Here is a 24,572-nt window from a genome sequence, read left to right on the forward strand (position 1 = left end):
AACTTTAGGATGAGGAATAATGGAAAAGGCCAACTCTAAGATTTTGACTATCAGCTTTGCACTTGCAGGTATCTTGGTCGGTTTGACCGTCTCTCTTCTAATCAAGGCATTCGCTGGCGCATTCGGTGTTGTGGCTCGTGCTGCTGACTCTGATATGGTTCGCCACGGGATCCCTGTTTTGGCAGGTTTCGCGTTGTTTGCCGCTCTTCAGTTCAACCCACGCGTTCACACTTGGGGTGAAGAGGTTGTTTCTGAGATCCGTAAAGTTGTTTGGCCTTCCCGCAAGGACACAACGGCTATGACCATCGCTTGCGTGGTTATGGTTCTTATCTCCAGTGTTATCATCAGTTCCTTCGATCTGATCTCTGGCTTCTTAATCAACTTTCTTATGAAGTAAGGACGGAACCATGGAAAAAAAGTGGTACATCGTTAACGTTCAGACCAGCTGTGAAAACACAGCTAAAAAAGCCATCGAAGAAAAGATCAAATCTTCCAAAATGGAAGAATTCTTTGGCGAAATCCTGATCCCTGCGGAAAGCGTAGTGGAGCTGGTAAAAGGTCAAAAACAGACCAAATCACGTAAATTTTTCCCGGGTTATATCTTCGTTCAGATGTTTTTGAATGATGAGACTTGGCATTTGGTACGTAATTCGTCTAAAGTCACGGGCTTCGTGGGCGGCACTAAAACCCGTCCTCCGGAAGTTCCGGAGGCTGAAGTTCTTCGCGTAACCCAGCAAATGGCTGGCGTTGCTGAAAAACCAAGACCGAAAGTGAAGTTCGCTGTGGGTGAGAACGTGACTGTTATCGACGGTCCATTCTCCAACTTCCAGGGAACTGTAGAAGAAGTGAACGAGGACAAAGCGAAGCTTAAAGTTCTTGTGAGCATCTTCGGTCGTCCGACTCCAGTTGAGTTGGACTACATTCAAGTAGAAAAACCATAACCAGAAGCCGCATAGGGCGGCCGATGGATTTTAATTAACACAACCTCTTGCAGGAGTGGGTCATGGCAAAAAAAGTTACAGGAATGATCAAGCTGCAGATACCGGCAGGGAAAGCTAATCCAGCTCCACCCGTTGGACCGGCGCTCGGACAGCATGGGGTAAACATCATGGAATTCTGTAAGCAGTTCAACGCTCGTACACAAGCGTTGGGTGATAGCATCATCCCTATCATCATCACTGTTTACCAAGACAGATCGTTTACTTTCATCACAAAAACACCACCGGTGTCTTCTTTGATCAAAAAGGCGTTGAAACTGGAATCCGGTTCCAAACAGCCTCAAAAAGACAAAGTTGGCAAAATCAATAACGATCAAATCAAGCAAATCGCTACAACGAAATTGCCTGACTTGAACTGCTTGAAAGTTGAATCCGCAATGTCACAAGTTGCTGGTACAGCTAAGAGCATGGGCATCGACATCGCGTAAGGGTGGTAATAGATGGCAGGCAAAAAATTCGCAGCGGTCGCTAAAAAAGTTGATTCTGCAAAAAAGTACACTGTTGAAGAAGCATTCAAACTGGTTGTTGAAACAGCTCCAGCTAAATTTGATGAATCTATCGACGTAGCATTGCGCTTGGGTATCGACCCTAAGCAATCTGACCAACAAGTGCGTGGAGCTATCGCTCTTCCTCACGGTTTGGGCAAAGAAGTTAAAGTTGTTGTTTTCGCAAAAGGCCCGAAAGAAGCTGAAGCGAAAGCGGCTGGCGCTGACTTCGTAGGCGCAGACGACCTGGTAGCTAAAATCCAGGGTGGCTGGTTGGATTTCGATAAATGTATCGCGACTCCGGACATGATGGCGACTGTTTCTAAAGTTGCTAAGATCCTGGGGCCTCGTGGTTTGATGCCGAATCCAAAAATCGGTACTGTAACTATGAACGTTGGTGAAGCTGTAACTGCCGAGAAAAAAGGTAAGTTGGACTTCCGCGTTGATAAAGCAGGTATCGTACACGCTGGTATCGGTAAGAAATCCATGGGCGATGCTAAACTTAAAGATAACTTCATGACTTTGTTGGGAGCTATCGTTAAGGCTAAACCAGCATCTTCCAAAGGTATCTACCTTCGTTCTATCGCTGTAGCGTCCACTATGGGCCCAGGCGTTAAGATCGAGCCAAATGCAGCAGCTGCTGCAACTGGTGCTAACTAGTAAATTTTAAGGCTCTGAGCGTGCTCAGGGCCTTGTTTTTTATCTGGTTATTTTGTATTAGTTCATAAAATTATTGCGATCAGAGACAGTAGGTTTCTTTCAGTGGATGTAATCCCTCGTTTGTGGGGGGCCTACCGAGATAAGGCAAAAAGGTTCCATGCGACCTCCAAACCGACCTGATTCGCACAGGCCCCTTCGAAAGAAGGGCAAAAAGTCTAATGAAAGGAGGCTCACATATGATCACTCGCGCAGATAAAGAGCAGGAGATTAAGCTAATCACGGAGAAATTCGGAAAGGCTAAGGGAGCTTTCATCGTCGACTTCAAAGGCATCAAGGTTGAGCAAGTAACTAACTTGCGTAAAAAATTGAATGCTGCTGATTCTGAGATGAAAGTTGTTCGTAATACTCTTGCAAAAAGAGCGTTCAAAGATCACCCAGCTATTGAAACAGCATTTGCTAATTCAATGAAAGGTACTAACGCCATCGTATTCTCTTACGGTGAGGTGAACGCGACTGCAAAAGCATTGGCTGATTTCGCTAAGGACGTAGAAGTTCTTCAAATCAAGTCCGGTGTTATGGACGGCGCTGCTTTGGATGATGCTAAGATTAAATTCTTGGCGACACTTCCGGGCAAAGACCAGCTTCGCGCTATGTTGTTGGGTACATTGTTGGGTGCAGGTTCTGCACTTGCTAGATGTCTTAACGCTTACGCTGAGAAAATGGGCGGCGGCGCAGCCGCTGGTACTGAAGAAGCTCCACAAGCGTAATTGCTTGAATCCCGAAGGTTCGGGACTGATGGTGCTGAATATTTGAATTTTTAAATAATTTTTTTATATCCCTGGAGGATAAAATGTCTCTGACTAACGATCAAATCGTTGAAGCGTTGTCTGCGAAAACTGTTCTAGAAATCGCAGAACTAGTAAAAACTTTGGAAGAAAAATGGGGCGTTTCCGCTGCTGCTCCAGTTGCTGCTGCTGCTGCAGGTCCTGCTGCTGCTGTTGAAGAAAAAACTGCTTTCGACGTTATCCTTGTTGACGCTGGCGCCAACAAAATCAACGTTATTAAAGAAGTTCGTGGCTTGACTGGTTTGGGTCTTGCTGAAGCTAAAGCCCTTGTTGAAGCTGGTAACAAAGCTGTTAAAGAAGGCGCTACTAAAGAAGACGCAGAAAAAATCAAGAAAGCTCTTGAAGCTGCGGGCGCGAAAGTTACTGTTAAGTAATTTCTGCCACTTAGTTTATACTAATGCCGAAAGCCTCGTGGAAACACGGGGCTTTTTGCATTTTGGCCCTCGCTTTACCCTTCGTTGGGATTGGGCTGGGGGCTTAGGGATGCAAAACCTTTCGGACAGTCCTCGCGCGGTGGGGACTTTTTGTTTTGCGGTAGTATTTTATTTTTAGTTTTCTGAGTGCTTGATTGGATTTTCGGGCGCTGTGGAACTCAGGTTTTGCATCCCTAAGCCCCCAGCCCAATCCTAACGGGGCTTGCGGTGGCCAAAATGCGAAAAAGCCCCTTTGTTGGGTGCTTTGGACTTTTTTACCAGGCGAAGCCAAGTTTTATGCCGAAGGCTTCTTGGGTTTCTCGGTCGGATCTGTCCCATTTGATGTCTATGTGGCTGTATTCGATGGCGGTTCTAAGGCCTTTTTGATGGGTGCTTAGGCCCAGCGAGTAATAGCTGTGATTTCCTTCGTCGTTGTAGGGGCCGAAAGTTCCGTTGGTGCTGGTGATGCTGGTTTTAACTTTGTGGGCTTCGTAGATGTAGGAAAAGTAGGGGACCAGGTACTCGTATTTGTACCCTAGGCTGACGCCGGCTTGGGAGGTGGTGATGTCCGACTTGGCTTTGGCGTCGGTGGTGTTGTTCCCCAGGTAAAATGCGTCGGTTGTGGTTTCACTTTTTGTTCCGTAAGCGCCCATCAAAGAGCCGACCCACACTCGGTTTTGGGTTCCGTGGTTCAGGAACTGGAATCTTACGCCCCATAGGAAGTTTTCCAGATAGACTTCTATCCCTTTGAAAACACTCACGCTTGCGTCGAATCCGATGTTGTTTGCGCCCGCCACGAAGTCGCTGGCGTCAATATCGCTGTTGATCAGAACCTTGTCGCGCAAGGGTGGGTTCGAGTTGATATCGTTGACCAGGGTCACCCGGGTTTCAGAGGCCATGACCATGGCGGCGTGCCCTTGCCACTGTTCGTTGGAGACTACCGGCATGTTGAAATGGGAGGCGCGCATGCTGATGGAATGTGAGCATGCTGATAAACTAAGCAAACTTAAGGCGAACAACGCTCTAAACATGGAGATCCTTCCTTCGACTTTTTAAGCCTATGATGCGTCCTTGTTATGGGCTACTGATTAGCTGCAAAACTCGACTTTACACGGCGCAATAATCGCCTGTTTTTGGAGTGCCTGAAGTTTTTGGAAAGGCATCAAAAACCTCTAGAATCACTTGCTTTATTGAAAACTTAGGGTAGTTTGAGATACTTGCGTTTTTATTTAATGTGGGCCTTGGAACATTCCCCCCGAAGCGAATGTCCGATTTTCTTATCACGGAGAGTACATTGGAAAAAACTCCAGTTACGGCTTCTAACATTCGAGTTAGAAAGTCATTCGCGAAAAATAAGCAAGTCATTGATATCCCAAATCTGATTGAGTTGCAGAAATCTTCTTACGAAGCTTTCATTCAAAAAGATATGGATCCAGATCGTCGCGGCGATGCTGGTCTTAATGGCGTTTTCAAATCTGTTTTCCCAATCACAGATTTCAACAATACAGCAAGCCTTGAGTTCGTATCATACACTCTAGAGCCAGCTAAGTACGACGTGGACGAGTGCCGTCAGCGTGGTATGACTTTCGCTGCTCCGATCAAGGTGACTCTTCGTCTGATCGTTTTCGATGTTGATGAAGAAACTGAAGCACGTTCTATCCGTGACGTGAAAGAACAGGAAGTTTATCTGGGCGAAATCCCATTGATGACTGCCAACGGTTCTTTCATCATCAACGGTACTGAGCGCGTTGTTGTTTCCCAGTTGCACAGATCTCCGGGCGTGTTCTTCGATCACGACGGTGGTAAAAACAATGCTTCCGGTAAACTGATCTACTCTGCGCGCGTGATCCCTTATCGTGGTTCATGGTTGGATGCTGAGTTTGACCAAAAAGACCTTATCCACGTACGTATCGACCGTCGTCGTAAGTTCCCAGTGACAATCCTTCTTAAAGCTTTGGGTTACAACTCTGAGCAGCTACTGGAATACTTCTACGATCTTGATGAAGTTTACGTTAAGGGCGGCAAGCTCTTCCGTAAGTTGGATATCGAGCGTATGTCCGGTCAAAGAGCATTGACTGATATCGTTGATCCAAAATCCGGCGAAGCGCTGGTAAAAGCGGGTCGTCGTATCACTCGTGCGATCGTTAAGAAAATCAAAGATCTTGATATCACTGAGCTTGAAGTTCAGCCGGAAGATCTTGAAGGCAAAGTTCTTGCGAAGCCTCTGATCGATGAATCCACTGGTGAGATCATCGCTGATGCGAATGCGGAGTTGAACTCTGCGATCATCAAGCGTTCCATCGAAGCTGGCATCGAAAGCTTCTTCATGATCTTCTTCGACGGTTTGACTGTAGGGCCTTACTTGCGCAACACCCTGTTGGTTGATAAAGTTTCCAACAAAGAAGAATCTTTGGTTGAGATCTACAAACGTCTTCGTCCTGGTGAGCCTCCAACTCTGGAAGCGGCTACGACATTCTTCGGCCGTTTGTTCTTCGATCCAGAGACTTATGACCTTTCTGAAGTTGGTCGTATCAAGATCAATCACAGATTCGGTATCTCCATGGACGAGTGCCCACCGTCTCACAGAACACTGACTCACAAGGATATCCTGAGCACCATCAAAACTTTGATCGATCTGAAAAATGGTCGTGGTGTTATCGACGATATCGATCACTTGGGTAACCGTCGTGTTCGTTCTGTGGGTGAGTTGCTTGAAAACCAATACCGTATCGGTTTGGTTCGTATGGAGCGCGCTATCCGTGAACGTATGTCCCTTCAGGACGTTGAAACAATGATGCCTCACGATCTTGTGAACGCGAAACCTGTGAATGCCGTAGTAAAAGAATTCTTCGGTTCTTCCCAGTTGTCTCAGTTCATGGATCAGACGAACCCACTTTCCGAGATCACGCACAAACGTCGTTTGTCTGCTCTTGGGCCTGGTGGTTTGACTCGTGACCGCGCTGGTTTCGAAGTACGTGACGTACACCCTACGCACTACGGACGTATCTGTCCTATCGAAACTCCAGAGGGTCCAAACATCGGTTTGATCGCCTCTTTGGCAACTTACGCTCGTATCAACAACTATGGTTTCATCGAGACTCCATACCGTAAAGTTGAAGCGGGTCAGGTTTCCAAGGACATCAACTATCTTTCTGCATTGGAAGAAGCTGGTCACCACATCGCTCCTGCGGCTCGTGACGAAGCTGGAAACAAAGCCATCCAGACTGCGACTACCATCACTCGTCGTGACGGTGAGTATGAGATCGTGGACAAGGATAAAGTTGCTCTGATGGACGTTTCTCCATCTCAGTTGGTTTCCATCGCAGCTTCCCTGATTCCATTCCTTGAGCACGATGACGCCAACCGTGCCTTGATGGGATCGAACATGCAACGTCAAGCGGTTCCACTGCTTCGTTCTCGCGCGCCACTTGTTGGTACGGGCGTAGAGCGTTTGGTTGCTCGTGACTCCGGTACTTCCATCGTTGCTCAAAACGATGGTATCGTTGAGGAAGTTGATGCTTCCCGTATCGTTATCCGTCGTTTCGCCAAAGGCGGCGAGCTGGGTGCGAACGTGGACATCTACAACCTGACGAAGTATCAGCGTACGAATCAAAATACGTGCTTCAACCAAAAACCAATCGTTACTGTTGGTGACAAGATCTCCAAAGGCGACATCATCGCTGACGGTCCTTCTACGGAGCTTGGTGAATTGGCATTGGGTCAGAACATCCTTGTGGCGTTCACCCCATGGCAAGGTTACAACTTCGAGGACTCCATCCTTATTTCTGAGCGTCTGTTGAAAGACGACGTTTACACTTCCATCCACATCGAAGAATTCGAGTGCGTGGCTCGTGACACAAAACTTGGTAAGGAAGAGATCACTCGCGATATCGCCAACGTTGGTGAAGAAGCTCTTAAAGACCTGGACAGCTCTGGTATCATCCGCATCGGTGCGGAAGTTCGCCCTGGCTTCATCCTGGTTGGTAAAGTGACTCCAAAAGGTGAAACTCAACTTTCTCCTGAGGAAAAACTTTTGAGAGCGATCTTCGGTGAAAAAGCCGGCGACGTTCGTGATACATCTTTGCGCGCTCCATCCGGCGTGTACGGAACTGTTATCGATGCTCAAGTTTACTCTCGTGAAGGCGCAGACCGCGATGAGCGTTTGTCCCTGATCATCGAAGAGAAGAAACGCAAGCTTGAAAAAGACTTGGCGGTTGAGCAGAACGTTATCAAAAATAACGCTATCTCCAAACTTCGTGACATCCTAGTGGGTAAAATCACTACAGGCGTTCTTCTGAATGAAGACGGTTCTCAGAAGTTGTTGAACAAAGGTCAAGAGATCACAGAGGCGGATCTAGAGACAGTTCCATTCGAATTGTTGAACTACATCCCTCTTGAGCAAGACCTTGAGTTCCAGGTGAACAAAATCATCGACAATGCTCGTAACCAGTTGGATGCAGTTAAACTTGTGTTCAACGAAAAGATCGATCGTCTTCGTAAAGGTGACGAATTGCCTCCGGGCGTGATCAAAATGGTTAAAGTTTACGTTGCTATCAAACGTAAAATGCAAGTCGGTGACAAATTCGCCGGTCGTCACGGAAATAAGGGTGTTGTCTCCAAAGTATTGCCTGCGGAAGACATGCCTTACCTTGCTGACGGTACTCCAGTAGACATGGTTCTGAACCCACTAGGGGTTCCTTCTCGTATGAATATCGGTCAGATCCTTGAGGTTCACTTGGGTTGGGCAGCGCACAACCTTGGTAAACAACTGGGTGCTCATCTTGAGAAGTGGAATGCAGAGAACGCTCGCACAGAGATGAAAGACATCTTCAGCGACTCTGATATCTCCGCGAAACTTGATAAAGCAGACGATGCTTCATTGAAGTCCATGGTTCAGCGCATGAAACACGGTATCCACGTGGGTACGCCGGTGTTTGATGGTGCCCGTGAATCTGACGTGAAAGGTCTGCTTGCAAAAGCGCAAGTGCCTTCTTCCGGTAAGTCCGTTCTATTCGACGGTCGTACAGGGGAGCCGTTCACGAATCCGGTAACTGTCGGCATCATGTACATGCTGAAACTTCACCACTTGGTGGAAGAGAAGATCCACGCTCGTTCTATCGGACCTTACTCACTCGTTTCTCAACAGCCTCTGGGCGGTAAAGCTCAGTTCGGTGGTCAGCGTCTCGGGGAGATGGAGGTTTGGGCGATCGAAGCATACGGTGCTGCATACTCTCTGCAAGAGTTCCTGACTGTTAAGTCAGATGACGTTGCAGGTAGAACTCGTATGTACGAGAGCATCGTGAAGGGTGAAAACATCCTTGAGCCAGGCTTACCTGAATCCTTCAACGTATTGGTGAAAGAGCTTCAATCTCTGGCACTGAACGTGGAGCTGATGGAGTCTGACATTCTACGTGACCAGGATGAAGATTTTGGTGACGAAGAAGTGATCGAGGTAGAACCAGTTGCGCCGGTTGCGTCTAAAGACGAACCAGAGCAGCACTAAGTTTAATAATTTAACAACAGGGGTGTTCTTTGAGAGACTTGTTGAATTTTTTCGATAAACCAAAAGATCCACTTTCGTTTGACGCCGTACGAGTTTCGTTGGCGTCACCTGAAATGATTCGTGAATGGTCATTTGGTGAAGTTAAGAAGCCAGAAACTATCAACTATCGTACTTTCAAGCCTGAGCGTGATGGCTTGTTCTGTGCGAAAATCTTCGGTCCTATCAAGGACTACGAGTGCTTGTGCGGTAAGTACAAACGTATGAAGTACCGTGGCGTCGTCTGTGAAAAGTGCGGCGTTGAAGTGACTCAGACCAAGGTTCGCCGTGAGCGCCTTGGTCACATCGAATTGGCAACTCCAGTAGCCCATATCTGGTTCCTGCGTTCTTTGCCTTCTCGTATTGGTAACCTTTTGAATCTTTCTTTGAAAGACGTTGAAAAGGTTCTTTACTGTGAAGCACACGTGGTTATCGATCCAATGGAAACCACATTGGAAGAAGGCCAGGTACTGACTGAAGAAGCATTGCAAGCGGCTCTAAATGAGTTCGGCCCATCCTTCAAATACGGAATGGGTGGCGAGGCAGTTCGTGATCTTTTGAAAAAAATCGATCCTGAATACCTTTCCCGCAAACTTCGTCTGGAAGTTAAAGACACCAAGTCTGAAGCTGGTATCAAAAAATTGACTAAACGCCTGCGCGTTGTTGAAGCCTTCAAAGGTTCCATCAACAAGCCAGAGTGGATGATGTTGGAAGCACTTCCGGTTCTTCCTCCTGATCTTCGTCCATTGGTACCTCTTGATGGCGGCCGTTTCGCGACGTCTGACCTGAATGACCTGTACCGCCGTGTTATCAATCGTAACAACCGTTTGAAACGTCTTCAGGAGCTGAACGCTCCAGACATCATCATCCGAAACGAAAAGCGCATGCTTCAAGAAGCAGTGGACGCTTTGTTGGATAACGGTCGTCGCGGTAAGACCTTCACTGGTCCGAACAAACGTCCTCTTCGCTCCCTTTCTGATATGTTGAAAGGTAAGCAGGGTCGTTTCCGTCAAAACCTTTTGGGTAAACGTGTAGACTACTCTGGTCGTTCCGTTATCACCGTTGGACCTACTCTGAGACTTCATCAGTGCGGTCTTCCGAAGAAAATGGCTCTCGAGTTGTTCAAACCATTCGTTTACAACAAACTTGAAGAAAAAGGTCTTGCGACCACTATCAAACAAGCCAAGCGCTTGGTTGATCAGGAAACAGTTGAAGTTTGGGATATCCTTGCTGACGTGGTTAAAGAGCACCCGGTTCTTCTGAACCGTGCACCAACCCTGCACAGACTTGGTATCCAGGCGTTCGAGCCTGTTCTTCACGAAGGTAAAGCTATCCAACTGCACCCGTTGGTATGTACGGCGTTCAATGCCGACTTCGACGGTGACCAGATGGCAGTTCACGTTCCACTTTCTGTGGAATCCCAGGTTGAAGCACGCGTTCTGATGATGTCCACGAACAACATCCTTTCTCCTGCCAACGGTAAACCTATCATCAATCCTTCCCAGGATATCGTGTTGGGTATGTACTGGTTGACTCGTATGCGTCCGGGCGCCAAAGGATCAGGCAAAGCCTTCTCCAGCGTTCAGGAAGCTCAATACGCGTTTGAAACAGGTCTGGTAGACCTTCAGGCGGTATGTAAGGTTCGTATCAACGGAACTCTGCAAGAGACCACAGTGGGTCGTGCAATCCTTTCTGATATCGTTCCTAAAGAAGTTCCGTTCAACGAAGTGAACGTGACAATGGGTAAAAAACAGATCGCGGCCCTGATCGACAAGACTTTCCGTCTTGCCGGTGCAAAAGCGACCTGCATCCTTGCTGACAAGATCATGGAATACGGCTTCAAGTATTCAACTGCAGCAGGTATGTCCATCGGTATCGATGACATGGTGATCCCGGCGGCGAAAGCTCCGATGATCGCTGACGCAGAAAAACAAGTTACTGAGATCCAGCAGCAGTACGACGAAGGTTTGATCACAGATGGTGAGCGCTACAATAAAGTGGTCGACATCTGGGCGCAGACTGCAGACAAAATTGCTAAAGAAGGTATGAACGCGATCGAAAAGCAAACATTCAACGTGAATGGTAAAGAGGTTGTGGGTCCTTCCTTCAATCCAATTTACATCATGGCTGACTCCGGAGCCCGTGGTTCCGCAGCTCAGATCCGTCAGTTGGGTGGTATGCGTGGTCTGATGGCGAAACCTTCCGGTGAGATCATCGAGACTCCGATCACTGCAAACTTCCGTGAAGGTTTGACAGTTATCCAGTACTTCATCTCCACGCACGGTGCGCGTAAAGGTTTGGCCGATACCGCATTGAAAACAGCGAACTCCGGTTACCTGACTCGTCGTTTGGTTGACGTTGCTCAGGACGTTGTTGTGTCCGAGATCGATTGCGGTGTTGAAGATGGTTTGGAAATCACTCCGATTTACGAAGCGGGTGAAATCGTACAAAACATCGGTGACCGTATCCTGGGCCGTACAGCGTTGAAAGACGTTGTTGATCCGGCAACGAACGAAGTTGTTGTTCGTGCTAACCAGGAAATCACTGAGAATGACGTTAAGAACATCGAAGGCCGCGGTATCGACAAAGTCGACATCCGTTCTGCGTTGATCTGTCAATCCAAGCGCGGTGTTTGCGTGAAGTGCTACGGACGTGATTTGTCCCGTGGTGCGACTGTGAACCTGGGTGAAACAGTGGGTATCATTGCCGCTCAGTCCATCGGTGAGCCGGGTACTCAGTTGACGATGAGAACGTTCCACTTGGGTGGTGCGGCTTCTCGTGCGGTTGAACAATCTGTTCACACATCCCGCTATGACGGTACTATTAAACTACAAAACGTTCACGCAGTGACAAACCGTAACGGTAAGTTGACTGTGATGAATCGTAACGGTTCTGCTCTTGTGATCGACGAAGCAGGTCGTGAGCGTGAAAACTTCAAGCTCGTATACGGCGCTGTTTTGAACTTCAAAGAAGGCGACAAAGTTGCCAAAGGTCAGACTGTTGCGGAATGGGATCCATATTCGAATCCAATCATCGCAGAGGTTTCTGCGAAGATCCAATACCAGGATATCGAAGAAGGTTCCACAATGCAGGAGCAAGTGGATGCGGTAACTGGTTTCGCGACCAAAGTTATCATGGAATCCAAGTCTTCCGATGTTAAGCCAACTGTCTTCCTTGTGGATGGCGCTGGTAAAACATTGAATCTTCCTGGTCGTGATATCCCGGCTCGTTACCTGATCCCAGTTGGGGCTCAGTTGCTAGTTGCGGATCAGCAGGAAGTGCATGCGGGTGACGTAATCGCGAAGATGCACCGTGAAGCTTCTAAAACGAAGGATATCACCGGGGGTCTTCCGCGCGTTGCCGAATTGTTTGAGGCTCGTAAACCGAAAGAAGCAGCTATCATCTCTGAGATCGATGGTTATGTGACATTCGGTAAAGACGTTAAAGGTAAACAACGTGTGATCGTAACTCCTGAAGTGGGTGAGCAAAAAGAATACCTCATCCCTAAAGGTAAGCACGTTGCTGTAAGAGAAGGTGAGTACGTAAGAGCCGGTGAGGCTTTGATGGATGGTCCAACAAATCCTCATGACATTCTGGCGGTTCTGGGTGCTAAAGCCTTGTCTGCATACCTTGTAGATGAAATCCAAGAAGTTTACAGACTTCAAGGGGTTGGTATCAATGACAAGCATATCGAAGTCATTGTTCGTCAGATGCTACGTAAAGTAGAGATCCGTGATGCCGGCGACAGCCGCTTCCTGGCTGGTGAGCAAGTTGAAAGATATGCTTACATGGAAGAAAACGAACGTATTAACAAAGAGGGTGGCCAGCCTGCTACTTGCAGCCCACTTCTTCTTGGTATTACTAAAGTTTCTTTGAGCACTGACAGCTGGATTTCAGCAGCGTCCTTCCAGGAAACTACAAAAGTTCTTACGGAAGCAGCGATCAATTCTCGCACAGACCATTTGCGTGGCCTGAAAGAGAATATCATCATGGGTCGTCTGATTCCTGCGGGAACTGGTTTGACATCTTACAAACGCTGGAAAGTGTCTGTGCATGAAGATGACGATATCGGCTTTGTTGCATTGCCGGGTATGACGTCTTCCGTACAGCCTCAAGGCTAAAGTAAGACCACCTGATCGCCGGCTTCACAGGCCGGCGTAGGGTAAAAAGCTCATGGATTGGGGACCTCACGCCGCTTTTCATGGATAAATGTAATTTTAACAACAAAGTCTTGACCTGGGCGTCACCGAAATGTAAGTTCCAGCGTCCAGAACCGCATAATTGTTTTTAAGGGGTATATAAAGTGCCAACAATTAATCAGCTCATCAAAAGTGAGCGTACTGTTCAAAAAAACCAAACAAAATCACCAGCTTTGGACTCTTGTCCTCAGCGTCGCGGTGTTTGTACACGTGTTTATACTACGACTCCAAAGAAGCCGAACTCCGCTCTTCGTAAAGTAGCAAAAGTTCGTCTTTCCAATGGCTTCGAAGTTATCTCTTACATCCCTGGTATCGGCCATAACCTTCAAGAGCACTCCGTTGTACTAATCCGCGGTGGTCGTGTGAAGGACTTGCCGGGTGTTCGTTACCACATCGTTCGTGGGGTATTGGACCTTCAAGGTGTAAACGGTCGTCTGCGCGCCCGTTCTAAATACGGTACTAAGAGACCTAAGAAATAAGGATTGAGAGATGTCACGTCGTAAAAAGACCTTTAAAAGAGAAATCATTCCAGATCCGGTTTTCAAGGATCTAGTAATCGCTAAGTTCATCAATAAAATGATGATCCAAGGTAGAAAAGCAACTTCTCAAAAGTTGTTCTACGGTGCTTTGAAAGAGCTTGAAGGTAAAGTTCAAGGTGAAGAGCCTTTGGCAGTCTTCAAAAAAGCTCTTGAGAACGTTAAACCTTCTATCGAAGTTCGCTCCCGCCGTGTAGGTGGTGCTACTTACCAAGTTCCAGTAGATGTTCGTCCATCCCGTCGTTTGGCTTTGGCTATGCGTTGGTTGGTTGAGTACTCTCGCGAGCGCGGTGAGAAAGACATGGCGAAACGTTTGGCTGGCGAATTCTTGGACGCGTACAATAATAGAGGAAATGCTATTAAGAAGAAAGACGACGTTCACAGAATGGCTGAATCCAACAAGGCATTCTCTCACTACAATTGGTAATCTGTTCAGATGTCAGCTAAAGATCCTAAAGTTGTAGCTGATCTCAAGTACACTCGTAATATCGGCATCATGGCTCACATCGATGCCGGTAAGACGACCACCACCGAACGCATTCTTTACTATACAGGTAAAAGTCATAAAATCGGCGAGGTCCATGATGGTGATGCCACCATGGACTGGATGGTTCAAGAGCAAGAGCGCGGTATCACTATCACCTCTGCTGCGACCATGGCGTTCTGGAAAGATCACAGAATCAACATCATCGATACTCCGGGCCACGTTGACTTCACGATTGAAGTTGAGCGTTCCTTGCGTGTATTGGATGGCGCGATCGCTGTTTTCGACGGTGTGAATGGGGTTGAACCTCAGTCCGAAACCGTCTGGAAACAAGCCGACAAATATAAAGTTCCCCGCATTTGCTTCGTAAATAAAATGGACCGTGTTGGTGCTGACTTCGTGATGTCTTTCGGGACGATCAAGGAAAAGCTGAACGCGAACCCAATCCCAGTGCAGGTACCAATCGGCATGGAAGACACCTTCCGTGGTGTTGTCGATCTTTTGGAAAACCGCGCTTACATGTGGGATCAGTCCGGAATGGGTGACCATTTCGAAGTTACCGATGTTCCCAATGACATGAAAGAGGAAGTAAACCGCTTCCGCACTGAAGTCGTTGAGAAGATCGTTGAATTTGAAGACGAACTTCTTGAGAAATATCTCAATGGAGAAGAAGTCACCGTGCCAGAGCTTAAACGGGCTTTGCGCAAAGGGACTCTTGAGCTGAAAGCCTTCCCGGTATTCTGTGGAGCCGCTTTCAAAAACAAAGGCGTTCAGCCTTTGTTGGATGGGGTCATTGACTACCTTCCGTCGCCTCTGGAGGTGCCTGCAATTGTGGGTCACGATCCTGAGCGTCCTGATAAAGAAATCATCTGTAAAACTGAATTCGATGCTCACGCGGCTGCATTGGCGTTTAAAATTGCCAATGATCCGTTTGCCGGCACTTTGACTTATATCCGTGTTTATTCCGGTGAGGTGAAGGTCGGGGAGCAGCTTTTGAATCCGCGCACTCAGAAAAAAGAGCGCATCCAGAAGTTGGTGAAAATGCATGCGAATTCCCGTGAAGAAATCAACAGCCTGAAGGCGGGTGATATCGGCGCGGTTATCGGTCTTAAGTTCACAGGCACAGGGGATACTCTGTGCGAAAGCTCTCATGCTGTGGTTCTTGAGGCGATCACATTCCCAGAGCCGGTTATTTCCGTGGCGGTGGAAGCGAAGTCTTCTGCGGACCAGGAAAAGATGTTGGCTGGCCTGGCTAAACTTGAAAAAGAAGATCCATCCTGCCGTCTGCGCACGGATCCGGAAACGGGGCAAATCCTGCTTTCTGGCATGGGTGAATTGCATTTGGAAATTCTTGTGGATCGTTTGCTTCGTGAGCATAAGATCCAGGCCAATGTGGGTAAGCCGCAGGTTTCCTATCGTGAAACCATCACGGCGGCAGCCAAGGCGGAACACGTCTACGAACGTGAGATCGCTGGCGAAGCTCACTTTGCCAAAGTCTCCCTTTCCATCGAGCCTATTTCTCAGGCGGATGGCATCCAGTTCATCAGTAAAGTGGCTGTGTCTAAAGAATTTACAGCCCCGATGTTGAAGGCCGTTGAATCGGGCTTCCGTGAGGCTTCCGAGGTCGGTCCTTTGGCAAGCTGTTCGATGCTGGGTATTAAGGGGACCTTAAATTCGATTGAAGTTCGTCCGGATTCATCCAGCGAGATGGCCTTTAAAGCGGCTGCTTCCCTGGCATTCCGGGACGCAGTTAAGGCAGCCTCTGTAGAGCTTTTGGAGCCTATCTTTAAGCTTGAGGTGACTTGCCCGGATGACTTCGTAGGAAACATCGTGGGTGATCTGAATTCCCGTCGTGGAAAGATTCTCACAATGAATGTGAAGCAGGGTGGTGGGCAGGTTATTTCGGCCGAAGCCCCTCTGGCGAGTCTGTTTGGTTATGCTACGGATGTCCGCAGTTTGAGCCAAGGCAGAGCCAGCTTCAGTATGGAATTTTTGGAATATGCCATTGTGCCTGCGAAGGTAAAAACGGACATTCTCCATAAAATGGGAAGATATTAAAAAAAATAATATTTCCCTTTGACATTAGATTTCAAAGTGCGCATACTCGCGCACTCATAGCGTCTATATCTACAAAAAACCCCCCGCGTTGAAGGCGATTCAGGCCGCAAGGGCTAATTCGGGGCAAGTTTTCGATGGGATCAGGACGTTGATTGTTAACAAATTTGCTAGTAATTACGATACTTTATAAAAGAGAAGAGTGTCCATATGCAAAGTCAGAAGATTAGAATCAGATTGAAGGCATTCGATCATAAACTGCTTGACCAGTCGACGAAAGAAATCGTTGAGACTGCTCGTCGTACAGGCGCTAAAGTTGCGGGTCCAATTCCCTTGCCTACTCGCATCAACCGCTACACTGTATTGCGTTCTCCGCACGTAGATAAAAAATCTCGTGAACAATTCGAAGTGAGAACTCACAAGCGTATGCTCGATATTTTAGAACCAACTCAACAGACAGTAGATCAGCTTATGAAGCTGGATCTTTCTGCTGGTGTAGATGTTGAAATCAAACTTTCTGCGGTTTAGAGGTAAGACGTGAGCGAAACTACAGAAACTCAAAATACTGCAGGTCTTAAATTGAACGGCCTGTTTGCCTTCAAAGAAGGTATGGCTACTATCTATAACGAGAACGGCGAAGCTGTTCCTGTTACTGTTCTTCGTTACGAGCCTTGGTTTGTTTCTCAAATCAAAACTAACGAAGCAGATGGTTACGAAGCTATTCAGGTAGCTTGCCACCCTAAAAAAGCTAAAAACTCCAACAAAGCAGAAAAAGGTCACCTTGAAAAAGCTGGCTTCGAAAATGGCGCTCAGTTCGTAAAAGAACTTCGTCAAGCTGCTCCAGAAGGTACTGTTGTTGGCGCGCAAATCTCTATCGACAGCTTGGCTAAAGGTGATTTCGTAAAAATCACTTCCAAGTCTAAAGGTAAAGGTTTCGCCGGTTCCGTGAAGCGTTGGGGCTTCGCAGGTGGTCCTGCATCCCACGGTTCTAAATTCCACCGTCGTCCGGGTTCTTCTGGTAACAGAACATGGCCAGGTCGCGTAATGCCGGGTAAGAAATTCCCAGGTCATTTGGGTGCTGAAACTGTCACTGTTAAGAACGTAGAAGTTGTTCAGATCATCGCTGAAGAAAACGTTCTGATGGTAAAAGGGCCAGTTCCAGGTGCTAGAAACACTTTGGTTAAGTTGGTGAGAGAATAGTATGGCTACAGTAAATGTATTGAACTGGAAAAAAGAAAAAGTTGGCTCCGTTGAGCTTGCTGCTGACGTGTTCGAAACTCCTGTTAAAAAGGAAGTTCTTCACACAGTAGTTCAATGGCAATTGGCGGCTCGTCGTCAAGGCACTCACATGACTAAGACCAAAGGTCTTGTGTCTGGTGGTGGTAAAAAGCCGTTTAAACAAAAAGGTACTGGTGGAGCTCGTCAAGGTTCCAGCCGTTCTATCTTGATGCCTGGTGGTGGTACCGCTTTCGGTCCTCAACCTCGCAGCTACGCTTTCGTTCTGCCTAAAAAAGTTCGTCGTTTGGGTCTGAGCATGGCACTTTCTCACCTTCAAAAAGAAGGCAAACTGTTCATCGTGGACAGCATGGCTTCTGAAGGTAAAACTGCTGAGCTTAACAAACGTTTGCAAGCTTTCGGTTTGAAAAAAGCTGTATTGGTTGACTCTGTAGTTGATGACAAATTCAACCGTGCTTCCAAGAATCTTCCAACATTCAAATACTTCCCAGTTGAAGGTTTGAACGTGTTTGATCTATTGAAGTACGACGCTGCTGTTATCACTAAAGATTCTGTGGCTAAAATCGTAGATCGTTGTTCATTGGAGAAGGCGTAATGAAACAAGTAATTAAAGCCCCTCTCATTACTGAGAAAAATACTTATCACAACGCTGCTGGCGTATACGTTTTCGAAGTGGACCTGAAGTCCTCTAAAACTGACGTTAAAGCTGCTGTTGAGAAAAACTTTAAAGTTAAAGTTGATAGCGTTAGAACTAGCGTCTGCCGCGGTCACTCTAAGCAAACTAAATTCGGTCTAACCAAGGTCGCTTACTGGAAGAAAGCTTACGTTAAGCTTGCTGAAGGTGAGAAGATCGCTCTTTTTGAGGGAGTATAAAGATGGGTATTAAAACATTTGCCCCACGCTCTCATGGTCGCAGAGGAATGACTGGTTTCGATTTCAAAGAAATCACTAAGACTACTCCAGAGAAGTCTTTGCTAGCTCCTCTTAAGAAACAAGCTGCGCGTAACAATCACGGTCAAATCACTATTCGTCACCAAGGTGGCGGTCATAAGAGAAAATACCGTTTGGTTGATTTCAAGCGTAACAAACTTGAAGTATCCGCAAAAGTTATCGCGATCGAGTACGATCCGAACAGAACTTGCCGTATTGCTCTGATCTCCTACGTTGATGGTGCTAAGGCTTATATCCTTGCTCCAGTAGGTTTGAATGTTGGCGATACTGTTATCTCTTCTGATAAAGCCGATATCAAACCAGGTAACTCCCTGACTTTGGGTGCTATCCCTGTTGGTACTGTTATTCACAATATCGAATTGCGTCCAGGCAAAGGTGGTCAAATCTGCCGTGGTGCTGGTGCAAGCGCGACTCTTGCTGGTAAAGGCGACAAGTACTGCCAAGTACGTATGCCATCTGGTGAGTTGAAACAAGTGTTGACAGTTTGCCGTGCTTCTATCGGTCAAGTTGGTAACACTGACAATGAAAACATCAATCTAGGTAAAGCAGGTCGCTCTCGTTGGAGAGGTATCCGTCCTTCTGTACGTGGTATGCACATGAATCCAGTTGATCACCCACTCGGTGGTGGTGAAGGCGTTGGTAAAGGGCATCACCCAGTAACTCCTTGGGGTCAACCTTGTAAGGGGTTCAAAACTAGAAACAATAAGAGAACCAACTCTTCAATCATCAAGAGACGTAAGTAGGAGTAAAAGGTGGCACGCTCAATTAAAAAAGGTCCATTCGTCGATACTCATGTTCAGAAGAAAATCGACAATGCACTTGAGAAAAATGATAAAAAAGTTATTAAAACTTGGTCTCGCCGCTCAACAATTCTTCCAGAGACAATTGGACTGACATTCGCAGTTCATAACGGAAGAAAGTTCGTTCCTGTGTACATCACAGAGAACATGATTGGTCACAAACTCGGTGAGTTTGCTCCAACCAGAACTTTCCATGGTCACGCTGAGAAGAAAGCCGCTGCTCCTGCTGCGAAGAAGTAATAGAGGTTTATTATGGAAGTTAAAGCAAGCTTGAAATATGCAAGAGTTGGCGCTCAGAAAGCAAGATTGGTTGCTGACCTGGTTCGCGGTAAAGACGTGAACGAGGCAGTTAAAACCCTTACTTTCCTGAACAAAAAAACTGCAGGTATGGTAAAAAAGCTAATCGAATCAGCTGTTGCCAATGCTGAATACAAAAAGGTTATGGATGTAGACAGCCTTTATGTTAAAGCTATCTGGGTTGATCAAGGTCCAGTTCTTAAAAGATTCCGTCCTCGTGCACAAGGTCGCGCGTTCGGTGTTCGTAAGAAGACCAGCCACATTAACGTAGTACTCGAGGAGAAATAGTCGTGGGTCAGAAGGTTAATCCAATTGGTCTAAGAGTCGGTGTTATCAGAACTTGGGATTCTCGCTGGTATGCGAAGGGTCAACAATATTTTGAAAATCTCCACGAAGACATCCGTTTGAGAAAGTTCCTTAAGGACAAACTTAAGAACGCGGGTGTTGCGAAAATTGAAATGGAACGTGCTGCGAAGAAGATTAAAATCATCATCTCCACAGCTCGCCCAGGTGTTGTTATTGGTAAAAAAGGTAGTGGTATTGACGCTCTTAAAGCGGAAGTTCAAAAACTTACACCCAACGAAGTTTTCCTGAGCATCCAAGAAGTGCGCAAACCAGACCTCGATGCTCAGCTCGTTGCTGAGAGCATTGCTCAACAACTTGAGAAACGTATCTCTTGGAGAAGAGCTCTTAAAAAATCTATTGCAGCTGCGATCAAAGGCGGCGTGAGAGGTATCAAGATCCGTGTTTCCGGTCGTCTTGATGGTGCAGAGATTGCCCGTTCTGAGTGGTACAATGAGAAGAGCGTTCCTCTTCATACATTGCGCGCTGATATCGACTACGGTACAGCAGAAGCTCTAACAGCATACGGTATCATCGGCCTGAAAGTATGGATCTATAAAGGCGATATCTTATCTGCTCGCGAAGTTGAGGAGGCAGGTCGTGTTAAGTCCTAAAAGAGTAAAATGGCGTAAACAATTTGTAGGCCGCGCTACTGGTTTTGCAGTAAGAGGCGCTAACCTTGATTTCGGAGACTACGGTCTTCAGGCAATCGAGGAAGGTCGTCTGACTGCTCGTCAGTTGGAAGCTGGTCGTATCGCTATCTCCCGTTCTGTTAAGCGTGGTGGTAAAATCTGGTGCCGTGTGTTCCCGAACATCCCGGTAACTAAAAAGCCTGCTGAAACTCGTATGGGTAGCGGTAAAGGTAACCCGGAACTATGGGTTGCTCGTGTTCTTCCTGGAAAAGTTCTTTTCGAAATGAACGGTGTGACTCGTGAGCAAGCTAAAGAAGCTTTCGAACGTGCAGCTCACAAACTTCCTTTCAAAACTCGTTTCTTGGTAAGGGAGTAGTTGTATGAAGTTTGTAGAGATCAAAGATCTTTCTGTAGCTGAATTGAAAAAGAAAAGAGCAGCTCTTTCTGAAGAGTTGTTCCAGGCGCGTATCAAGAATTCCATTGGGCAGCTTTCTAACCCAGTGCAAATCCGCGGTCTTCGCCGTGACATCGCTAAAATCAACACAGCGATTGTAAAAAAAGTGGCGAGATAGAGGTAGGACATGACTGAAACTAATTCTAGAGGACGTAAAATTGAAGTCGTAGGTGAAGTTATCAGTGACAAGATGGATAAAACCATCTCTGTCCTCATCTACCGCATGGTTAAACATGCCAAGTACGGTAAGTATGTTAAGAAGACATCTGTTTTCAAGGCTCATGACGAAAAGAACCAAGCTAAAGTTGGTGACATCGTTAAGATCCGTGAAACTCGTCCTCTGAGCAAAACTAAACGTTGGGCTTTGGCTGAAGTCGTAGAAACGGCAAAGGCGTAGGAGACTGTTATGATTCAAATGCAAACCAGACTGAATGTAGCAGACAACTCCGGCGCAAAAGAAGTTATGTGCGTTAAGGTTCTTGGTGGTTCTAAACGTCGTGTAGCATCCATCGGTGATGTTATCGTTGTTTCCATCAAAGAAGCTCTGCCAAATGCAAAAGTAAAAAAAGGTGACGTGGCGAAAGCCGTAGTTGTTAGAACTGTTGCTAAACTTCGTCGTCCAGACGGATCTTACATCCGCTTCGATGACAACTCTGCAGTTCTTATCAATGCGTCTAAAGAACCAATCGGAACACGTATCTTTGGCCCAGTTGCCAGAGAGTTGAGAGCAAAGTCTTTCGTTAAGATCGTATCTTTGGCTCCGGAAGTTCTATAAGGGGTGATGAGATGAATCGCTTACATACAAGATATAATAAAGAGATCGCTCCCGCTCTGAAGAACCAATTGGGAGTTAAAAACGTGATGCAAGTACCTCGCCTGGAGAAAATCACTCTGAGCGTGTGCTTGAGCGAAGCTGTTCAGAATCCAAAAATCTTGAACACTGTGGTTGATGAAATCACAGCGATCACTGGACAAAAAGCTGTTATCACTAAAGCAAAGAAAGCTATCTCCAACTTTAAGTTGCGTGCTGGCATCCCATTGGGTGTTCGCGTGACTTTGAGAAGAGAAAAAATGTGGTCCTTCATGGATCGTTTGAACACGCTGGCACTACCTCGCGTACGTGACTTCCGTGGCTTGCCTAACAAAGGTTTCGACGGTCGTGGTAACTACAACATGGGCTTGAAAGAGCAGATCGTGTTCCCTGAGATCAACTACGATAAAGTAGACAAGACTCGTGGTATGAACATCACTATCTGTACAACTGCGAAGAACGATACTGAAGGCAGAGCGTTGCTTGAAGCGCTTGGTATGCCTTTCAGAAAATAAGAGGTGTCACTTGGCTCGTAAAGCAAGCATTGAAAAAAATAATAAAAGAAAAGCTCTTGCTGCTAAGTATGGTCAATACAGAGCAGAATTGAGAGCTAAAGCTGTTGATATGAAGCTTTCTGACGAAGAAAGAGCAACTGCACGCACTAAGCTGCAAGCTCTTCCTCGTGACACAAACCCAAACCGCACAATCACACGTTGTGAAATTTCTGGTCGCCCTCGTGGTAACTACAGAAAATTCGGTTTGTCTCGTATTGCGTTCAGACAATTGGCCCTTGACGGTAAATTGCCTGGCGTAACGAAAGCCAGCTGGTAAGAGGTTCAGAATGGATACAATTTCTCAGTTCCTTACAATGATCAGAAACGCTGGAGCAGCAAAACACGAAAAAGTGGATATGCCTGCTTCTAAAGTGAGAGCTGGTATTGCTCAGATCTTGGTAAACGAAGGCTTCATCAGAAGCTTTAAAGTTGCTAAAGACAGCAAACAAGGCATCATGCGTGTTTATTTGAAGTATGACGAAGCTGGTGGCCACGCGATCAATAATATTGACCGTGTTAGCCGTCCTGGCCGTCGCGTTTATGTTAAATCTGACAAGATTCCAACTGTTCGTTCTGGTATGGGCATGTCCATCATCAGCACAAGCAAAGGAATCATGAGCGGTAAGCAAGCTACAGAGCAAAAACTCGGTGGCGAATTGCTTGCGACACTTTGGTAGGTGAATCATGTCTCGTATTGGAAAAGCACCCGTTGTTTTTGATAACACAGTACAAGTGAGCGTTACACCTGCTAACGAAGTAGTCGTTAAAGGTGCGAAAAGCTCTTTGAAAATCGGTATGAAACCAAATGTTTCCGCGAAAATCGACGGCAACAAAGTGGTTTTGACTCCGAACGATGAAACTAAAGAAAGCCGCGCGATGCACGGTCTTTACAGAGCACTTATCCAGAACGCAGTTACTGGCGTTACTAAGGGCTTCACTAAAGGTCTGGAGCTTCAAGGGGTTGGATATCGTGCAAACGTTGCAGGTAAAAAGTTGGAGCTTTCTTTGGGCTTCTCTCACCCTGTAATCTTCGATATCCCAGAAGGTATTGAAATTAAAGTTGATAAGCAAACACAGTTGACTATCACTGGTCCAAGTAAAGAGCTTGTTGGTCAAGTTGCGGCGAAAATCCGCTCCTTCCGTCCACCAGAGCCATACCTGGGCAAAGGTGTTCGTTACACTGGTGAGCAGATCAGACGTAAAGCCGGTAAGTCTGCTGGTAAATAATTGAGGTAAAGTATGAAATTGAAATTTAGTAAGCATACAAGCGAAAGAAAAGTAAATCGCCTCAAGAAGAAGATCAGAATCCGCAAGACTGTTAAAGGGACTGCGGAAAGACCTCGTCTTTGCGTATTCAGAAGCGGTAAGCATGTTTACGCTCAAATCATCAATGACGTAGACGGCAACACTCTAGTGGCTGTTTCTTCTCTTGGTAAAGAGGATAAATCCGGTATCGAAATGGCGAAACTTGTTGGTATCGAAGCAGCTAAAGCAGCTACTGCGAAAAACATCAAAGACGTTGTTTTCGACAGAAACGGTTACCTCTATCATGGACGTGTTAAATCTCTTGCTGACGGCGCTCGTGAGGGCGGCCTGAATTTCTAAGGAGTGATGTGTGGAGAAAGTTCAAGCTCAAGCAGCTGAATTAGAAGAGCGTGTAGTCGCGATCAACCGTGTAACAAAAGTTGTTAAGGGTGGTCGTCGCTTCTCTTTCGCAGCTCTAGTAGTTGTGGGTAACAAAGCTGGTGATGTTGGATTCGGTTCCGGCAAAGCTGGTGAAGTTCCAGAAGCAATCGGTAAAGCAAGCAGATCCGCTAAAAAATCTGCTAAATCTGTAGCTTTGAAGGAAGGTCGTACGATCCCTCACGAAGTTATCGGTAGATTTGGTGCAGCTAAGGTTATCATGAAGCCAGCTGCTCCAGGTACTGGTGTCATCGCGGGTGGTGCGGTACGTGCCGTTCTTGAATCTGTAGGTGTAAAAGACATTCTTACTAAGTGTGTTGGTACTCGTAACCCGCACAACGCTGTAAGAGCAACAATCGACGGCTTGAAGCAGTTGAAACAACAGCTTTAATTCGCGGACTGGTGGCAAAAATGGCTAAAACATTCGTAGTAACTTTGAAAAGATCAACTATCAAATGCACGCAGGATCAAAAGGACGCAGTTCGCGTTCTTGGTCTTAAGAAACTTCACCAAACTGTTGAAGTGAAAGATTCTGCTGCGGCACGTGGTAATATCATGAAAGTTCAACATCTTCTTGATGTTGAAGTTAAGGGGTAAT

The 24,572-nt window shown here is 46.6% G+C and carries 31 protein-coding genes; 30 read left to right on the forward strand and 1 reads right to left on the reverse strand.

All coding sequences use genetic code 11. The features are described 5' to 3' along the window. The first annotated feature begins 19 nt into the window (after positions 1-19). The 6 genes from secE to rplL all read left to right on the forward strand — a co-directional run bounded on the left by secE (position 20) and on the right by rplL (position 3,362). The gene (gene secE, locus B9G79_RS04335; RefSeq protein WP_088564461.1) at positions 20-397 is read left to right on the forward strand and encodes a preprotein translocase subunit SecE; all 378 of its coding nucleotides are present in this window, start codon (positions 20-22) and stop codon (positions 395-397) included. A 10-nt stretch (positions 398-407) separates the two neighbouring features. Further along, the gene (gene nusG, locus B9G79_RS04340) at positions 408-941 is read left to right on the forward strand and encodes a transcription termination/antitermination protein NusG (protein WP_088564462.1); all 534 of its coding nucleotides are present in this window, start codon (positions 408-410) and stop codon (positions 939-941) included. A gap of 62 nt (positions 942-1,003) precedes the next feature. Next, the gene (gene rplK / locus B9G79_RS04345; protein WP_038448239.1) at positions 1,004-1,426 is read left to right on the forward strand and encodes a 50S ribosomal protein L11; all 423 of its coding nucleotides are present in this window, start codon (positions 1,004-1,006) and stop codon (positions 1,424-1,426) included. A 12-nt stretch (positions 1,427-1,438) separates the two neighbouring features. Beyond that, the gene (gene rplA / locus B9G79_RS04350; protein ID WP_011165363.1) at positions 1,439-2,143 is read left to right on the forward strand and encodes a 50S ribosomal protein L1; all 705 of its coding nucleotides are present in this window, start codon (positions 1,439-1,441) and stop codon (positions 2,141-2,143) included. Positions 2,144-2,379: 236 nt separating this feature from the next. After that, the gene (gene rplJ, locus B9G79_RS04355; RefSeq protein WP_226988014.1) at positions 2,380-2,910 is read left to right on the forward strand and encodes a 50S ribosomal protein L10; all 531 of its coding nucleotides are present in this window, start codon (positions 2,380-2,382) and stop codon (positions 2,908-2,910) included. An 83-nt stretch (positions 2,911-2,993) separates the two neighbouring features. Beyond that, positions 2,994-3,362: a 50S ribosomal protein L7/L12 gene (gene rplL, locus B9G79_RS04360; protein WP_011165361.1), complete on the forward strand. Its 369-nt coding sequence runs from the start codon at positions 2,994-2,996 to the stop codon at positions 3,360-3,362. Positions 3,363-3,676: 314 nt separating this feature from the next. Here rplL and B9G79_RS04365 read toward each other — a convergent pair whose 3' ends face one another. After that, a complete protein-coding gene (locus tag B9G79_RS04365) occupies positions 3,677-4,432 on the reverse strand; it encodes a hypothetical protein (protein WP_232469146.1) in 756 nt (251 codons plus the stop codon). 233 nt (positions 4,433-4,665) lie between these two features. Here B9G79_RS04365 and rpoB point away from each other — a divergent pair, with 233 nt between their 5' ends. The 24 genes from rpoB to rpmD all read left to right on the forward strand — a co-directional run bounded on the left by rpoB (position 4,666) and on the right by rpmD (position 24,571). Continuing rightward, positions 4,666-8,904: a DNA-directed RNA polymerase subunit beta gene (gene rpoB / locus B9G79_RS04370; RefSeq protein WP_232469147.1), complete on the forward strand. Its 4,239-nt coding sequence runs from the start codon at positions 4,666-4,668 to the stop codon at positions 8,902-8,904. Positions 8,905-8,933: 29 nt separating this feature from the next. Beyond that, positions 8,934-13,061: a DNA-directed RNA polymerase subunit beta' gene (rpoC, locus tag B9G79_RS04375; RefSeq protein ID WP_088564465.1), complete on the forward strand. Its 4,128-nt coding sequence runs from the start codon at positions 8,934-8,936 to the stop codon at positions 13,059-13,061. A gap of 182 nt (positions 13,062-13,243) precedes the next feature. Next, entirely contained in the window at positions 13,244-13,618 is a 375-nt protein-coding gene (rpsL, locus tag B9G79_RS04380) for a 30S ribosomal protein S12 (protein WP_011165356.1), read from the forward strand. A 10-nt stretch (positions 13,619-13,628) separates the two neighbouring features. Beyond that, positions 13,629-14,102 carry a 30S ribosomal protein S7 gene (rpsG, locus tag B9G79_RS04385; protein ID WP_011165355.1) on the forward strand — a complete coding sequence of 158 codons (474 nt, stop codon included), beginning with the start codon at positions 13,629-13,631 and terminating at the stop codon, positions 14,100-14,102. 9 nt (positions 14,103-14,111) lie between these two features. Beyond that, the gene (fusA, locus tag B9G79_RS04390; protein WP_088564466.1) at positions 14,112-16,217 is read left to right on the forward strand and encodes an elongation factor G; all 2,106 of its coding nucleotides are present in this window, start codon (positions 14,112-14,114) and stop codon (positions 16,215-16,217) included. A gap of 207 nt (positions 16,218-16,424) precedes the next feature. Then, entirely contained in the window at positions 16,425-16,742 is a 318-nt protein-coding gene (gene rpsJ / locus B9G79_RS04395; RefSeq protein ID WP_011165353.1) for a 30S ribosomal protein S10, read from the forward strand. Positions 16,743-16,751: 9 nt separating this feature from the next. Next, the gene (rplC, locus tag B9G79_RS04400; protein WP_011165352.1) at positions 16,752-17,414 is read left to right on the forward strand and encodes a 50S ribosomal protein L3; all 663 of its coding nucleotides are present in this window, start codon (positions 16,752-16,754) and stop codon (positions 17,412-17,414) included. A gap of 1 nt (position 17,415) precedes the next feature. Then, a complete protein-coding gene (gene rplD, locus B9G79_RS04405) occupies positions 17,416-18,045 on the forward strand; it encodes a 50S ribosomal protein L4 (RefSeq protein ID WP_011165351.1) in 630 nt (209 codons plus the stop codon). Then, positions 18,045-18,323 carry a 50S ribosomal protein L23 gene (gene rplW / locus B9G79_RS04410; RefSeq protein WP_088564467.1) on the forward strand — a complete coding sequence of 93 codons (279 nt, stop codon included), beginning with the start codon at positions 18,045-18,047 and terminating at the stop codon, positions 18,321-18,323. Before rplD ends, rplW begins: the two co-directional genes overlap by 1 nt. Before the next feature lie 2 nt (positions 18,324-18,325). Beyond that, positions 18,326-19,144, forward strand: coding sequence for a 50S ribosomal protein L2 (rplB, locus tag B9G79_RS04415; RefSeq protein WP_088564468.1), 819 nt, complete (start codon positions 18,326-18,328; stop codon positions 19,142-19,144). A 9-nt stretch (positions 19,145-19,153) separates the two neighbouring features. Continuing rightward, positions 19,154-19,441, forward strand: coding sequence for a 30S ribosomal protein S19 (rpsS, locus tag B9G79_RS04420; RefSeq protein WP_011165348.1), 288 nt, complete (start codon positions 19,154-19,156; stop codon positions 19,439-19,441). Between the two features lie 12 nt (positions 19,442-19,453). Beyond that, complete coding sequence (gene rplV, locus B9G79_RS04425; protein WP_011165347.1) at positions 19,454-19,786, forward strand: 50S ribosomal protein L22; 333 nt, start codon at positions 19,454-19,456, stop codon at positions 19,784-19,786. 2 nt (positions 19,787-19,788) lie between these two features. Further along, complete coding sequence (gene rpsC / locus B9G79_RS04430; RefSeq protein ID WP_088564469.1) at positions 19,789-20,454, forward strand: 30S ribosomal protein S3; 666 nt, start codon at positions 19,789-19,791, stop codon at positions 20,452-20,454. After that, a complete protein-coding gene (rplP, locus tag B9G79_RS04435) occupies positions 20,441-20,848 on the forward strand; it encodes a 50S ribosomal protein L16 (RefSeq protein ID WP_041577922.1) in 408 nt (135 codons plus the stop codon). The genes rpsC and rplP overlap by 14 nt, the downstream gene beginning before the upstream one ends. 4 nt (positions 20,849-20,852) lie before the next feature. Next, a complete protein-coding gene (gene rpmC / locus B9G79_RS04440) occupies positions 20,853-21,044 on the forward strand; it encodes a 50S ribosomal protein L29 (protein WP_011165344.1) in 192 nt (63 codons plus the stop codon). A gap of 9 nt (positions 21,045-21,053) precedes the next feature. Then, entirely contained in the window at positions 21,054-21,323 is a 270-nt protein-coding gene (gene rpsQ, locus B9G79_RS04445; RefSeq protein WP_041577921.1) for a 30S ribosomal protein S17, read from the forward strand. Between the two features lie 9 nt (positions 21,324-21,332). Continuing rightward, entirely contained in the window at positions 21,333-21,701 is a 369-nt protein-coding gene (rplN, locus tag B9G79_RS04450; RefSeq protein WP_011165342.1) for a 50S ribosomal protein L14, read from the forward strand. An 11-nt stretch (positions 21,702-21,712) separates the two neighbouring features. Continuing rightward, entirely contained in the window at positions 21,713-22,252 is a 540-nt protein-coding gene (rplE, locus tag B9G79_RS04455) for a 50S ribosomal protein L5 (RefSeq protein WP_011165341.1), read from the forward strand. 10 nt (positions 22,253-22,262) lie between these two features. Beyond that, positions 22,263-22,568: a 30S ribosomal protein S14 gene (gene rpsN, locus B9G79_RS04460; RefSeq protein WP_088564470.1), complete on the forward strand. Its 306-nt coding sequence runs from the start codon at positions 22,263-22,265 to the stop codon at positions 22,566-22,568. 10 nt (positions 22,569-22,578) lie between these two features. Next, a complete protein-coding gene (gene rpsH, locus B9G79_RS04465; protein WP_011165340.1) occupies positions 22,579-22,968 on the forward strand; it encodes a 30S ribosomal protein S8 in 390 nt (129 codons plus the stop codon). Between the two features lie 7 nt (positions 22,969-22,975). Then, the gene (rplF, locus tag B9G79_RS04470; protein WP_088564471.1) at positions 22,976-23,518 is read left to right on the forward strand and encodes a 50S ribosomal protein L6; all 543 of its coding nucleotides are present in this window, start codon (positions 22,976-22,978) and stop codon (positions 23,516-23,518) included. Between the two features lie 12 nt (positions 23,519-23,530). Further along, the gene (gene rplR, locus B9G79_RS04475; RefSeq protein ID WP_088564472.1) at positions 23,531-23,896 is read left to right on the forward strand and encodes a 50S ribosomal protein L18; all 366 of its coding nucleotides are present in this window, start codon (positions 23,531-23,533) and stop codon (positions 23,894-23,896) included. A gap of 10 nt (positions 23,897-23,906) precedes the next feature. Further along, the gene (gene rpsE / locus B9G79_RS04480; RefSeq protein ID WP_041577917.1) at positions 23,907-24,365 is read left to right on the forward strand and encodes a 30S ribosomal protein S5; all 459 of its coding nucleotides are present in this window, start codon (positions 23,907-23,909) and stop codon (positions 24,363-24,365) included. A gap of 20 nt (positions 24,366-24,385) precedes the next feature. Next, positions 24,386-24,571 (forward strand): 50S ribosomal protein L30, encoded by a 186-nt coding sequence (gene rpmD, locus B9G79_RS04485; RefSeq protein ID WP_232469151.1) that lies wholly within the window; start codon positions 24,386-24,388, stop codon positions 24,569-24,571. The last annotated feature ends 1 nt before the right edge of the window (position 24,572 follow it).

Origin of the sequence: Bdellovibrio bacteriovorus (assembly GCF_002208115.1) — a bacterium.
In the GTDB taxonomy this organism is placed as follows: Bacteria; Bdellovibrionota; Bdellovibrionia; order Bdellovibrionales; family Bdellovibrionaceae; genus Bdellovibrio; species Bdellovibrio bacteriovorus_C.